15 protein-coding genes are annotated in these 12,391 nt (G+C 65.6%); 8 read left to right on the forward strand and 7 right to left on the reverse strand.

The features are described 5' to 3' along the window. Window positions 1–38 precede the first annotated feature (38 nt). Complete coding sequence (locus AC3WL2_RS02450) at window positions 39–971, forward strand: D-2-hydroxyacid dehydrogenase (RefSeq protein ID WP_102681717.1); 933 nt, start codon at window positions 39–41, stop codon at window positions 969–971. An 85-nt stretch (window positions 972–1,056) separates the two neighbouring features. Here AC3WL2_RS02450 and AC3WL2_RS02455 read toward each other — a convergent pair whose 3' ends face one another. Continuing rightward, complete coding sequence (locus AC3WL2_RS02455) at window positions 1,057–1,650, reverse strand: nitroreductase family protein (protein WP_102681718.1); 594 nt, start codon at window positions 1,648–1,650, stop codon at window positions 1,057–1,059. A gap of 146 nt (window positions 1,651–1,796) precedes the next feature. On the opposite strand from AC3WL2_RS02455, the gene AC3WL2_RS02460 reads away from it, so the two are divergent. Together AC3WL2_RS02460 and AC3WL2_RS02465 are read left to right on the forward strand one after the other, a co-directional pair. Then, complete coding sequence (locus tag AC3WL2_RS02460; RefSeq protein ID WP_102681719.1) at window positions 1,797–2,246, forward strand: YcgN family cysteine cluster protein; 450 nt, start codon at window positions 1,797–1,799, stop codon at window positions 2,244–2,246. A 26-nt stretch (window positions 2,247–2,272) separates the two neighbouring features. Then, window positions 2,273–3,481 carry a hypothetical protein gene (locus AC3WL2_RS02465; protein WP_102681720.1) on the forward strand — a complete coding sequence of 403 codons (1,209 nt, stop codon included), beginning with the start codon at window positions 2,273–2,275 and terminating at the stop codon, window positions 3,479–3,481. A gap of 255 nt (window positions 3,482–3,736) precedes the next feature. On the opposite strand, the gene AC3WL2_RS02470 is transcribed toward AC3WL2_RS02465, so the two are convergent. From AC3WL2_RS02470 to AC3WL2_RS02480, 3 genes are all read right to left on the reverse strand, one after another. Then, window positions 3,737–4,054, reverse strand: a complete 318-nt coding sequence (locus AC3WL2_RS02470; protein WP_102681721.1) for a YgaP-like transmembrane domain — start codon at window positions 4,052–4,054, stop codon at window positions 3,737–3,739. Between the two features lie 98 nt (window positions 4,055–4,152). Beyond that, window positions 4,153–4,623 (reverse strand): RNA methyltransferase, encoded by a 471-nt coding sequence (locus AC3WL2_RS02475; protein ID WP_046856681.1) that lies wholly within the window; start codon window positions 4,621–4,623, stop codon window positions 4,153–4,155. Between the two features lie 72 nt (window positions 4,624–4,695). After that, window positions 4,696–5,061: a YajD family HNH nuclease gene (locus tag AC3WL2_RS02480; RefSeq protein ID WP_023632486.1), complete on the reverse strand. Its 366-nt coding sequence runs from the start codon at window positions 5,059–5,061 to the stop codon at window positions 4,696–4,698. A gap of 132 nt (window positions 5,062–5,193) precedes the next feature. Between AC3WL2_RS02480 and AC3WL2_RS02485 the strand changes: the two genes are divergently transcribed. Next, entirely contained in the window at window positions 5,194–5,469 is a 276-nt protein-coding gene (locus AC3WL2_RS02485; protein WP_102681722.1) for a hypothetical protein, read from the forward strand. Here the strand turns inward: AC3WL2_RS02485 and AC3WL2_RS02490 are convergent. Both AC3WL2_RS02490 and AC3WL2_RS02495 read right to left on the reverse strand, forming a co-directional pair. Continuing rightward, window positions 5,466–5,939 (reverse strand): cyclic nucleotide-binding domain-containing protein, encoded by a 474-nt coding sequence (locus AC3WL2_RS02490; RefSeq protein WP_102681723.1) that lies wholly within the window; start codon window positions 5,937–5,939, stop codon window positions 5,466–5,468. The genes AC3WL2_RS02485 and AC3WL2_RS02490 overlap by 4 nt on opposite strands. 85 nt (window positions 5,940–6,024) lie before the next feature. Further along, a complete protein-coding gene (locus AC3WL2_RS02495) occupies window positions 6,025–8,067 on the reverse strand; it encodes a S9 family peptidase (RefSeq protein ID WP_102690654.1) in 2,043 nt (680 codons plus the stop codon). 126 nt (window positions 8,068–8,193) lie between these two features. On the opposite strand from AC3WL2_RS02495, the gene AC3WL2_RS02500 reads away from it, so the two are divergent. The 3 genes from AC3WL2_RS02500 to AC3WL2_RS02510 are packed head-to-tail and all read left to right on the forward strand — an operon-like array spanning window position 8,194 to window position 10,024. Then, window positions 8,194–8,703 (forward strand): MFS transporter, encoded by a 510-nt coding sequence (locus AC3WL2_RS02500; protein WP_102684378.1) that lies wholly within the window; start codon window positions 8,194–8,196, stop codon window positions 8,701–8,703. A 16-nt stretch (window positions 8,704–8,719) separates the two neighbouring features. Continuing rightward, the gene (locus AC3WL2_RS02505; protein WP_038705609.1) at window positions 8,720–9,493 is read left to right on the forward strand and encodes a class II glutamine amidotransferase; all 774 of its coding nucleotides are present in this window, start codon (window positions 8,720–8,722) and stop codon (window positions 9,491–9,493) included. Window positions 9,494–9,502: 9 nt separating this feature from the next. Further along, window positions 9,503–10,024, forward strand: coding sequence for a DUF2937 family protein (locus tag AC3WL2_RS02510; protein WP_102684379.1), 522 nt, complete (start codon window positions 9,503–9,505; stop codon window positions 10,022–10,024). 37 nt (window positions 10,025–10,061) lie between these two features. Here the strand turns inward: AC3WL2_RS02510 and AC3WL2_RS02515 are convergent, their stop codons facing one another. Beyond that, the gene (locus AC3WL2_RS02515) at window positions 10,062–10,973 is read right to left on the reverse strand and encodes a LysR family transcriptional regulator (RefSeq protein ID WP_102684380.1); all 912 of its coding nucleotides are present in this window, start codon (window positions 10,971–10,973) and stop codon (window positions 10,062–10,064) included. Between the two features lie 129 nt (window positions 10,974–11,102). On the opposite strand from AC3WL2_RS02515, the gene AC3WL2_RS02520 reads away from it, so the two are divergent. Beyond that, complete coding sequence (locus tag AC3WL2_RS02520; protein ID WP_102684381.1) at window positions 11,103–12,389, forward strand: MFS transporter; 1,287 nt, start codon at window positions 11,103–11,105, stop codon at window positions 12,387–12,389. Window positions 12,390–12,391 lie beyond the last annotated feature (2 nt).

The raw sequence follows: 12,391 nt of genomic DNA on the forward strand, positions 1-12,391 counted from the left end.
CCCCCCCGCTTCCGTTGTTTGCCAAGGTTGTGTGTCACATGCGCGTTCTGATCGCTGAACAGGATCATGCCAACTATGCCCGTCTTCTGGGTGAGGCGGCGCCGGACCTGGAGGTCCTGACCAGTGGCGATTCCGCCGAACTGGCCCGCCTGGCGCCCGAATGCCCGGTATGGCTGGGCCAGCCCGACCTGCTGGCCAGCCTGTTGCGCCAGGGTCACAAACCCCTGTGGATGCAATCGACCTGGGCCGGCATCACGCCGTTGCTGGCCGACGGCCTGCCGCGCGACTACCGCCTGACCCGGGCGGTGGGGATCTTTGGCCAGGTGATGGCCGAGTACATGCTCACCTACATGCTTGGCCATGAGCGTGATGTGCTGTCGCGCCTGGTCAGCCAGGTCGAGCGACGCTGGGACGATCGGCCAGGGCGGACCCTGGAAGGGCGTCGGGTGCTGATCGTCGGCACCGGAGATATCGGCCAGCAAGTCGCCGAGTTCCTCGTGCCGTTTGGTGTCACCTTGTACGGAGTGGCAAGCAGTGCCCGTGAGCAGGCGCCATTCGTCGAGGTGGCGCGGCTCGACCAGTTGCCTCGCCTGGTCGGCGAGGCCGATTACGTGCTCAACCTGTTGCCCGACACGCCCGTCACCCACGACCTGTACGATGCGGCGCTGTTCAAGTGCTTCCGTTCCAGTGCTTTGTTCATCAATGCCGGGCGCGGCGTGGCGGTGGTCGATGCCGACCTGGTCGAGGCGCTCAAGCAAGGGCACCTGGCCGGCGCGGTGATCGATGTCTGCCGGCAGGAGCCGTTGCCCCAGCGCCACCCGTTCTGGACTGCCTGGGGGCTGCTGCTGACCGGGCACAGCTCGGCGCCGACCTCGCCGGCGGCGATGGTGCGGTTGTTCGTCGGGAATGCGCAGGCGTATGCGGCGGGGCAGGGGTTGCGTGGGGAAGTGGACTTCGCGCGGGGCTACTGACAGACGTTTGCTGTCTGGCCCGCTCTCACAGGTTGTACCGTCACCTGTGGGAGCGGGCTTGTCCCGCGATGTATCTGACGCAACCTTACAAGCTGAAGTCGCCTTCGGCCGCCAGCTCGCTCAACGGTCGGCGCGGGCTTGGCACTTCACGGGCCTGCAGGCCTTCGGCCAGGGTCGCCTTGTCGCCCAGCTTGCCGATTGCCACCATTGCGTGCAGTGCGTAGCCCTCGGGGATCTTCAGCTCGCGCCGGGCCAGGTCCTGGTCGAAGCCGGCCATGCCGTGGGTGTGCCAGCCGCTGATGCTGGCCTGCAACGCCAGATGGCCCCAGGCCGAGCCGGTGTCGAAGGTGTGCCACAGGGCCGGCTTCTCTTCATCGGAGCCGGGTGCGGCGAAGGTGGTCTTGGAGATGATCAGTACCAGCGCCGAGGCATGCTGCGCCCAGCTGCGGTTGAACTCGTTGAGGATGTCCAGGTAGCGCGCCCAGCTCGGTGTGTCGCGGCGGGCATAGAGGAAACGCCACGGCTGCGAGTTGTAGGCCGACGGCGCCCAGCGCGCGGCCTCGAGGAAGCTCAGCAGGGTTTCCTGGCTGATCGGCTCGTTGGTGAAGGCGCGGGGCGACCAGCGATTGATGAACTGCTCGTTGATGGCGTAGTCGGCGATGCGTGGGGTGGCGCTCATGGGGTGCTCCTGCAAGGGCTGGGACAAAGACCGCACGCTACTGCGTCCGGTGAGCACTGACAAGCGGTCTGGCGTTGCCGCCGGACTGCCTCTAGACTGGCGCCGCCGCGCGCCGCGGATTGATGTTGACTGCAGGAACACGTGTGATGATCGCCGATACCGCGCCCTTCTGGCGGCGCAAGACCCTCGACCAGCTCGATGCGCAAGAGTGGGAGTCGCTGTGCGACGGCTGCGGCCTGTGCTGCCTGCAGAAGCTCGAGGACGAAGAGGACAACAGCGTCTACTACACGAGCATCGCCTGCAAGTTGCTCGACCTGCAGACCTGCCAGTGCAGCGACTACCCCAATCGCTTCCGCTTCGTGCCCGATTGCATCCAGCTGACCCCGGGCAAGGCCGACCAGTTCAAGTGGCTGCCGCCCACCTGCGGTTATCGCCTGGTCAGCGAAGGCCAGGACTTGCCGTCGTGGCACCACCTGGTCTGCGGCGATCGCGGGCAAGTGCATGAGCAACGCATTTCCCGGTCCGGGCGGATGCTCAGCGAGAACGATGTGGATGAAGACGACTGGGAAGACCACCTAATTTTTCGCGCGGGTTGAGCCGCGCGGCTACAAGGAGTTTCTCTATGCGTCGCCCGCTGTTGATGGTGCTTGGCCTGCTGCTCAGCACTCAGGCGCTGGCCAGGAAAGTCGACCTGGACTATCAGGTTCGCCTGTTGCCGCAGAGCGGCCAGGCCGAGGTGCGCCTGACCCTGGCCGACGGCAGCGTGGTGCGCAGCCTGGACTTCGACCTGGGCAAGGCTGGCGTCTACAGCGACTTCCTTGCTGATGGCCAGTGGCAGGTGCAGAACGGGCGCGGTGTCTGGCACCCGGCGTCAGGCAAGACCAGCCTCAGCTACCGCGTGCTGCTCGACCAGCAACCGAAGGGCGGTGTCCATGAAACCCGCATGACCGCGCACTGGGCGCTGTTCCGTGGCGATCAACTGGTGCCGCCGGCGCGCCTCGACCAGCAGGACGGCACCGAGCTGGTGTCGCGCCTGGCTTTCGACCTGCCGACCGGCTGGAAGAGTGTCGAAACCGCCTGGCCGCGCATCGGTCGGCAGAAATTCCGCATCGATGACGTATCGCGCCTGTTCGACCGCCCCACCGGCTGGATGCTCGCCGGCAATCTGGGCAGTCGCCGTGCGCGCCTGGGTGATACCGAGGTGACCGTCGCCGCGCCGCAAGGGCAGGGCATGCGCCGCATGGACACCTTGACCCTGCTGACCTTCGTCTGGCCGCAGTTGCAGGCGGTGTTTCCACGCAACCCGCCCAAGTTGCTGCTGGTCGGTGCCCGCGACGAGATGTGGCGTGGCGTGCTGCCAGGCAACAATTCCCTGTACTTGCACAGTGGCCGGCCGCTGATCAGCGAGAACGGCAACAGCCCGCTGTTGCGCGAACTGGTGCAATTGTTCGCCCAGATCAATGACCGCGATGGCAGCGACTGGCTCGGCGAGAGCCTGGCCGATCACTACGCCAGCGAGCTGCTGCGGCGTGCTGGTGGCATGAGCGACGACCGTTACGAGGCATTGCAGGCGCGCTTGCACAAGCTAGGCGACAAAGTGAATCACCTCAAGGGTGCCAAGGCCAGCCCGGCCCAGGTGGCCCGCGGCGTGTTGCTGTTGCAGGCGCTGGACCGCGAGATTCGCCTGCACAACCATGACAAGCGTTCGCTGGACGATGTCGCCCGGGCGCTGATGCGCCTGTCGAGCGTCAGCACCGAAGAGTTCGTGCAGATCAGCGAGAACGTCCTGGGGCGGCAGTCTGAAGTATTGCAAAGCAAGGTACTGCGCTAGTGTCCTGTCTCGGAAATAAACTGTTCACTTTTGGCGGCGTCTTGGGCGCCCGGCCCGCGTTGCCACTCCTCGCCATAGCCCTGCTATGACTCGTCGCGGCGCCTTGGCCGAACACCCAAGCCACTCGCCAAAAGAGAACGTATTTCCGAGACAGGACACTAGACGCAGGATTTATCGCGGGGCAAGCCCGTTGCCACGACCCCGGACATCATTTTGAACGGCGGCTCGTGGGAGCGAGTTTGCCCCGCGACGCTTTCAACCGCCGGTCACCGTCGCGGTGCGGGTTGCCGCCTCGGCGCTGGCCTTCAGCGCCTTGAGCTCGGCAGCTCCTCGTTCTATATCGCGATGCAGGCGCAGGTACTCGGCGCGATGCCGCAGCCACCACGCCTTGGTCGAACAATGGCCGCTCACGCCACGTGCCAGCGCCAGGCCGCCGACGGCAACCTGCAACATCCCCAGCAGGCCACCGTGGCGCAGCCCCTTGCTGATCATCAACGCGCCCCCAGCCAGGGAGCTGGCGCGCTCCAGGCCATGGACGTTGTGTTCGTGGTGGGGCGAATGGATATCGAGCATCGGGCAGTCTCCTCTGGTCGTTGATAACCAGCAGACTCCATGTGCAATGGCTGCGTTCAGTGAAATTACCCAGGCGTTTGCCACAAATCCGGAGCGACTTATTTGAACTTGGGCCCCGACCGCGTATTCAACCCCTTGGCCATGCGGTCATACAGCACCACATTCACCGTCGCCGCCAGGTTCATGCAGCCCTGGGTCGGAATGTAGATGGTCTCTTCGCACCAACCGCGCACGTCTTCGCTCAGCGAGCCATCCTCTGGTCCGAAGATGTAGATCGCCCGGTCCGGGTGGGTGTATTCGGGCAGGGGGCGCGCACCGTCCACCAGTTCCACCGCCACCGGCGTACAGCCCAGGGGGATGATGCGCTGCAGGTCGTCGATGCCGATCAGCGGGATGTCGTAGTGCACGCGCTTGGTATCGGTGACGAAATCCCGGGCGCGCTCATAGCGCTTGCCGGTGTAGAACACCGAATTGACCCCATAGCAGCCGGCCGCGCGCATGACCGAACCGACGTTTTCGGCGGATTTGGGGTTGAACAGGCCGATGCAGCTGTACCGTTTGTTCGCCACGTGTCGGGGCCCTTCGCAAAAAAAGAACGCGATTATACGGGCTCGCCGACACAGCGGGGCGGGAATCGACGGTCAGTCCTTCTTCATCAGCGCGGCCAGGCCGGCAAACGGGTTGTGGGTGGCCACGGCGACTTTCGGCGTGCTCAGTGAACCTTCGCTGAAGTACTGTTGATCGGTGTAGCGGGCGTGCTCGTTGTCGTGGCAGTACAGGCACAGCAGCTCCCAGTTGGAGCCGTCCTGGGGGTTGTTGTCGTGGTTATGGTCGCGGTGATGCACGGTCAGTTCCGACAGGCGTTTGCCGGAGAACTCGCGGGTGCAGCGACCACAGACGTGGGGGTACATCTTCAGTGCCTTGTCGCGATAGCCCATTTCCTTGTCGCGCTTGGCGTCGGCGAGGATACGGTCGAGGCGGGCGGTGGCGTCGGAGGTGGAACTCATGGTGTTACCTTTCTTCTAATCAGGGCAATGACGGTTATGTTCTTGAGTCTAGCGCGCCAGTCGGGCGGGCGGACAGGCAAAAATGCGCCGTTGGGCATAACCTGTAGGAAGGTTTCTGACAGGAGGCTGCAGATGTTGCATGCGATCCTCGCCGCATTGTTGCTTGGCGCAGTGCCGTTGGCCGACGCTGCAGGTCAGCAGCGGCCGCTCACGACCGCCCCGGGGGCACCGGGGACGCCGACGCCGACACCCTACCCGCAGATCACCCCGAGCACGCCGCCCAAGGCCGGCGCCAACCGGCCCGGCGCGCCGCTGCTGCCGCCCATGCCGGTGCCGGGGCCGCCGAAGGACCAACCGTTGCCGGGGTTGAACCAGGATCCGCCAAAACCGTCGCCCAAGCGCGATTAGACCTGCTGTGCCAGGCGCTGGCCATCCTGCATCCGCAAGCGCCGTGAAAGCGCCACGGCCAGGGCGCGAATGATCCGGGCGGCAATGCGCGGCGCGTCGGCGAGCATCTTCTCCAGCGAGTCCTTGCCCAGGGTCAGCAACTGGCAGTCGCTGGCGGCCACGCAGGTGGCCGAGCGGCGCTCGCCGTCGAGCACGGCCATCTCGCCGAAGGCACGGCCCTTGCGCAGGGTGGCGATTTCCACCTCGGCCCCGTTGCCGTCGGTCTTGCGCACCGAGACCACGCCACGGTGGAGGATGCACATGAAGGTGCCGGCGTCGCCTTCGCTGAACAGGGTCTGGCCTTCGCTGACGGCGGTGAGGCTGAAATAGCCGGCGGCGGTGACGAAATCGCTGGGCTGCAGGGTGTCGAACAGGCCGCAGTCCATGAGCATGTCGCGGATTTCGGCGTTCAGGTGCTGGGTGTCGGGCATGTGTTGTTCTTCTTCGAATGTCTGGAAAGCGCCGCGGTCGCACAATCAGTGGCCGTGGCGCTTGTGAGACAACGAAAATCGCGTTTTACGCCACGCCCAGCTCATTGAAGACGAACGCATACTCCAGTGCCACGTCGCGCAGCCCCTGGTAGCGGCCGCTCATGCCGCCGTGGCCGGCGCCCATCTCGGTCTTGAGCAGCAGCAGGTTGGCGTCGGTCTTGCGCGTGCGCAGGCGCGCCACCCACTTGGCCGCCTCCCAGTACTGCACACGGCTGTCGTTGTAGCCGGCGATCACCAGCATGGCCGGGTACGCCTGGGCCTTGACGTTCTCGTACGGCGCGTAGGCCTTGATCCGCGCATATACCTCCGGCTCCTCGGGGTTGCCCCATTCGTCGTACTCGGTAACGGTCAGCGGCAGCTCGGGGTCGAGCATGGTGTTGAGCACATCGACGAACGGCACTTCGGCGATGGCGCAGCGGAACAGTTCGGGGCGCAGGTTGAGCACCGCGCCCATGAGCAGGCCGCCGGCACTGCCGCCACTGAGGGCCAGGCATTCACGGCGGGTCACGCCTTCAGCGATCAGGTGTTCGGCGCAGGCGATGAAATCGTCGAAGCTGTTGTGCTTGTGTTCCTGCTTGCCGGCCCGGTACCAGGCTTCACCCAGCTCGCCGCCACCGCGCACATGGGCGATGGCGAAGGCCACGCCACGCTCCAGCAGGCTCAGGCGGGCATGGGAGAACCACGGGTCGAGGCTCTCGCCGTAGGCACCATAGCCGTAAAGATAGAGGGGCACTGTCTTGCCTTCGTCGGCGCGGCGACGCACCAGGCTGATCGGTACCTGCGTGCCATCCTTGGCTACCGCCCACAGGCGCTGGCTGACGTAGTCGTCTGCGTCGAACGCGCCGAGCACCGGGGTCTGCTTGAGCACCTGCTGGATGCCTGTGGCCAGCTCCAGCTGACGCACCTGGGCCGGGCGGTTGAGGGCTTCGTAGCGCAAGCGGATGCGCGAGCTGGCGAATTCCAGGTTGTCCTGCACGTAGAGGCTGTAGGCGGCATCCGGCAGTTCGACGCGGTAGGCCGGCAGGCCTTGCGGGCGCACTTCGATGATCGGCAGGCCGCCTTCGCGCAGGCTCAGGGACAGCGCCGAGGCATTGAGGCTGACGCCTTCGAGCATGATGTCGTCGCGGTGTGGCACCAGCACCTGCCATTGCGCACGGGCCGGCACGCTGTCTGCCGGCGCATGGAACAGGGCGAAGTTGATACCGTCCTGGTTGCTGCGGATGAACCAGCGCCATTGACCGTCGAGCTGGCCATGGTCGGGGAAGTATTCATGGCCTTCGACCCGTGGCGCCAGGCAGGTGAAGTCGGCATGCGGCGTGGCCGCATCGAGCACCCAGGCTTCGCTGGTGGTCTTGCTGTTGAGCAGCAGCACCAGTTGGCGTTCGGAGCTGGCGCGGTAGCAGTGCAGGAAGAAACGTCCGTCGGGCTCTTCGAATACGGTGGTGGCCGCGACCTCGCCCAGGGTGTGGCGACGCAGGCGCCAGGGGCGGTGGGTGTCGTCCAGCTCGGCGAAGAACAGCGTCTGGCTGTCGTTGGCCCAGGTCATGCTGCCGTCGCAGTCGTCGAAGGGCAGGGCGCTCAGCGCGCCGCTGGCCAGGTCCTTGACGTACAGGGTGTAGACCTCGTCGCCGCTGGTATCCAGGCTGTAGGCCAGCAGCCGGTGGTCGGGGCTGATGCTGAAGGCGCCGAGGGAGAGGAAACCGCCGTTCGCCAGCGCATTGGGGTCGAGCAGCAGTTCCTCGCGGCTTTCATCCACCGTATTGCTGTCGTCAGCCGGGCGCGGGCAGCGGTAGTGGCGCGGGTACTCGTCGCCGGCGGTGGTGCGGGTGTAGTAGAGGTACGGGCCCCAGGGCGAGGGCAGCGACAGGTCGGTCTCGAGGATGCGGCTCTTGATCTCTTCGAACAGTTGCTCACGCAGCGGCGCCTGGCCGGCCAGGCAGGCTTCCTGGTAGGCGTTTTCCTCGGCCAGGTAGGCCAGCACCTCGGGCGTGTCGCGGTCCTGCAGCCAGGCGTAGGGGTCGTTGCCGTCGGCTTGACGGGCGATAGGGGCGGGAAGGGTCAGGGGCATGGGTGATCTCATCGATGATGGGCCTCTCGCGAGGGGGCCACTGCAGGTCGCATGCGGTGCGGGGGCAGCCTGCGCCGGTAAAAGTGTTTATCATAGGCGTCTCTTTGCCTGGCTTGCACCAACACCATGACCGAACACGACTATACGCTGGCCTGGGGCCTGTACGCCGTTGCCGCCCTGGGCTGCCTGCTGGTGGGTTTCAAGCTGACCGGCTGGATGTGGCGCTGGCTGCGCGAGCCGCTGCGGGTGATCATCGCCGTGCTGCTGTTCGCCCCGACCATCGTCGACCCTGTCAAGGAAAGCTTCGCCCCGGCCATCGCCATCACCGCGCTGGACCTCGCCTTCAAGGTCGGCAACAACGCCTGGCGCGCAGCCTCCGACCTTGCCATGTACGGGATGATCGCCTTTGCCCTGTACTTCGTCTTCGTGCTGATCCGCTGGCCGCTGGAAAAGCGTGCCCGCGAGCGCCGCGCCCAGCGTGAGGTCGCCGCCCAGCGCCAGGCCAAGGAAGAGGAAGAGGTCGTGGCTGACGCTTCCCTGGCCGCCAATCGTCATGACCGCTACCGCGACGATCCGCCACCGGCCCCCGTGCGCCGCTCCGGCCCCGGGCAGGGCCGCGTCGAACCCCGTCTGTAAGCCAGGAGCCGCGAACATGTGCGAACTGCTGGGCATGAGCGCCAATGTCCCCACCGATATCGTCTTCAGCTTCACCGGCCTGATGCAGCGCGGCGGGCGCACCGGCCCGCACCGTGATGGCTGGGGCATCGGTTTCTACGAGGGGCGCGGCCTGCGCCTGTTCCAGGACCCGGCGGCGAGCAGCGAGTCCGAGGTGGCCAACCTGGTGCAGCGCTACCCGATCAAGAGCGAAGTGGTCATCGGCCATATCCGCCAGGCCAATGTCGGCAAGGTCTGCCTGTCCAACACCCACCCGTTCGTGCGCGAGCTGTGGGGCCGCAACTGGTGCTTCGCGCACAACGGCCAGCTGGGTGACTTCGCCGGCCAGCGCACGTTCTACCGACCGATCGGCGATACCGACAGCGAGGCCGCCTTCTGCGATCTGCTCAATCGTATCCGCGAGGCCTTCCCCGAGCCGGTGGAAGCCGAGCAGCTGCTGCCGGTGCTGGTCGAAGCCTGCGCCGAGTACCGCGGCAAGGGCGTGTTCAACTGCCTGCTCAGCGACGGCGATTGGCTGTTCTGCTTCTGCTCGACCAAACTGGTGCACATCACCCGCCGCGCACCGTTCGGCGCGGCGCGGCTGAAGGATGTCGATCTGATCGTCGACTTCCACACGCAAACCACCCCCAATGACGTGGTCACGGTGATCGCCACCGAGGCCTTGACCGAGAACGAGACCTGGAACCGCTACGAGCCGGGTCAATGGGGGCTGTGGCGCCACGGCGAGTGCGTCGCCCACGGCCAGAGCTAAGGACGCTCCATGTTCAGAAGTTACCTGCGTTTGCTGTTGTTCACCTTCGGCCTGCTGGCCGGTCTCCAGGTGCCCGGGCTGGTCAAGGACTACAGCCAGCGTGTCGAGGCGCACCTGCTCGAATCGCGCCAGGCCCTGGACGGCTTCCGTCAGACCGCGCAGCGCTTCTTCAACGGCGACCTGCAGGCGCTGGTGCGGCATTACCGCGGCAGCGACGATCCGGTGTTCAACAGCGATGCCAACAGCATCGAAAGCCTGCTGATCCGCAACCAGGCGCTGGAGCATGAATGGCAGGCCCTGCAGGGCTCGTGGGTGAGCCGCACCTGGCATGTGCTGGTGCAGCCGGAGCCGACATTGCGCGAGGAGACGCTCAAGGGCTACAGCTACCAGATCCTGCTGGTGCCCGAGGCGATCGGTTGGGGGATCGGCAGCGGGTTCGTGCTGGCGTTCGTGGTCGAGAGCCTGTTGCTGGTGATTGGCTGGGTGATCCTCGGTGGGCGGCGCAAAGTGGTGAAGGAAAGCTGGCGGTGATGCTGTTGCTGCCCTGATCGTCGGTAAAGGCGACCGTTCAGACCAGCACGATCCGTTGCCCGCCCACATCCCGCGCATAGCGCTCCAGCACTTGCCGGCACACATCGACGATCTCGTCCACCAACGCCACGCCGGTCTGCCAGGCTACCACCAGCTCCAGGCTCGGCGGTGGCTGCAAGCCGTCCAGCAACACCAGCTCGCCCCGGCTCAGTTCGCCATCGACCAGTGCCGGTGGCAGCGCGCCGATGCCGAAACCGTCGCGCAGCAGGCGGGTGATCGCCGCCACCGAGTTCACGCAGTTCAGGCGTGGCGCCTCGGCCCCGGCTGACTGCAACAGGCTGAGCACTTCCTGGTGCGGTCGTGAATTTTTCGAGAAGGTGACGATGCGTTCGCGGGCCAGCTCCGCCAGCGAGGCGTAGGTGCGGTGGTGCGGGGAGCCTGCGGCGACGATCCAGCCCATCGGGTAGCGCGCCAGGTCCTGGCTGCGGATCGACTGCTCGCGCAGCAGGTCGGTCTGCAGGATCACGTCGAGAAAGCCTTTTTGCAGCTGTTCGCGCAGGTTCAGCGCGGTATCGGCCACCAGCTCGATCTCCACCTGCGGGTAGCGCTCGCCCAGCTCTGCCACCAGCGCGCTCATCCAAGTGTGGATGACCGTGTCCATGACCCCCAGGCGAATGCGCCCGGTCTTGGCGCGGTCGCTGTCCAGCGACTGCTTCATGGCCTTGGCGGTGTCGAGCATGCGTTCGGCATATTCCAGCACCTTGGCGCCCTCAGGGGTCAGGCTGACCCCGCGCGAATCGCGCAGCAGCAGTTTCACGCCCAGGTCGGCCTCCAGCGCGGCGATGCGGCTGGACACCGAGGCCTGGGTGGTGAACAGCTTCTCGGCGGTAAGGCGGAAGCTCTTGAGCCGGGCGACCCAGACGAAGGTTTCGAGGAAACGAAGGTTCATGATCAGTTTTTCTTGTTCCAGACCGGCGGATTTTCTCGTTGGACGTGCCGGGCGCGGCCTCTGAACATGGTGCCCAGGCCGCGACGCCCGACGTCGCCCATAGAACAATACCAACAAGCCGAGGCAACCATGAACCCGACCGGCGTGCAGCAGCAGGCCCCCGCCCGAACCTCGAGTGGCCCTTTCGCCTGGTACCGCGACATCGACTCCCAGCAACGACGCACTTTCTGGAGCTGCAAGATCGGCTACGGCCTGGACGGCATGGACACCCAGATGCTGAGCTTCGTCATCCCCACACTGATCATGCTGTGGGGCATCAGCACCGCCGAAGCCGGATTGATCCATACCAGCACACTGATCGCTTCGGCCCTGGGCGGCTGGATTGCCGGCATCCTCTCCGACCGTATCGGCCGGGTACGCACTCTGCAGTTGACGGTGCTGTGGTTTGCTTTTTTCACCTTTCTCTGTGGCTTCGCGCAAAGCTATGAGCAGCTGTTGATCGCCCGTACCCTGATGGGCTTTGGTTTCGGTGGCGAATGGACCGCCGGCGCGGTGCTGATCGGCGAGGTGATCCGTGCCCAGGACCGCGGCAAGGCGGTGGGCATGGTGCAGTCGGGCTGGGCCATCGGCTGGGGCCTGACCGCCATCCTCTACGCGCTGCTGTTCTCCTGGCTGCCGGCCGAACAGGCCTGGCGCGCGCTGTTCCTGCTCGGGCTGCTGCCAGCGATCTTCGTGATCTTCGTGCGGCGCCTGGTCAAGGATCCGGAGGTCTACCGCGAGGCCAAGGCCGCCGAGACGGTTGCGGCGCCCTCACACTTCTACGAGATCTTCGCACCCGGCATGCTGTGGACCACGATCCGCGCTTCGCTGCTGACTACTGGTGCCCTGGGCGGCTACTACGCCATCACCTCGTGGCTGCCGACCTTCCTCAAGAACGAGCGCGGCCTGAGCGTGCTGGGTACCGGCGGCTACCTGGCGATGGTCATCGTCGGCTCCTACATCGGCTATGTGGTCAGCGCCTACCTCTGCGACCTGCTGGGGCGCCGGAAGAACTTCATCCTGTTCGCCGTGGGCTCGTTCGTCATCGTCCTGCTCTACACGCAGCTACCGGTCAGCGACAACGTGATGCTGTGGCTGGGCTTCCCGCTGGGCTTTTTCGCCTCGGGCATCTTCAGCGGCATGGGTTCGTTCCTCACCGAGTTGTTCCCCACCCGTATCCGTGGATCGGGGCAAGGCTTCTGCTACAACATCGGCAAGGTTATCGCGGCCATGTTCCCTTTGCTGATCGGCCTGCTTGGCGAGAAAGTACCGTTGGGTCTGGGGATTGGTGCCTTCGCCGCGGTGTCCTATGGTGTGGTGATCGTGGCCGCGCTGAGCCTGCCGGAAACCCGCGGCAAAGCGCTCCAGGCACGCTAAGG

Source organism: Pseudomonas sp. FW305-96 (genome assembly GCF_058783825.1).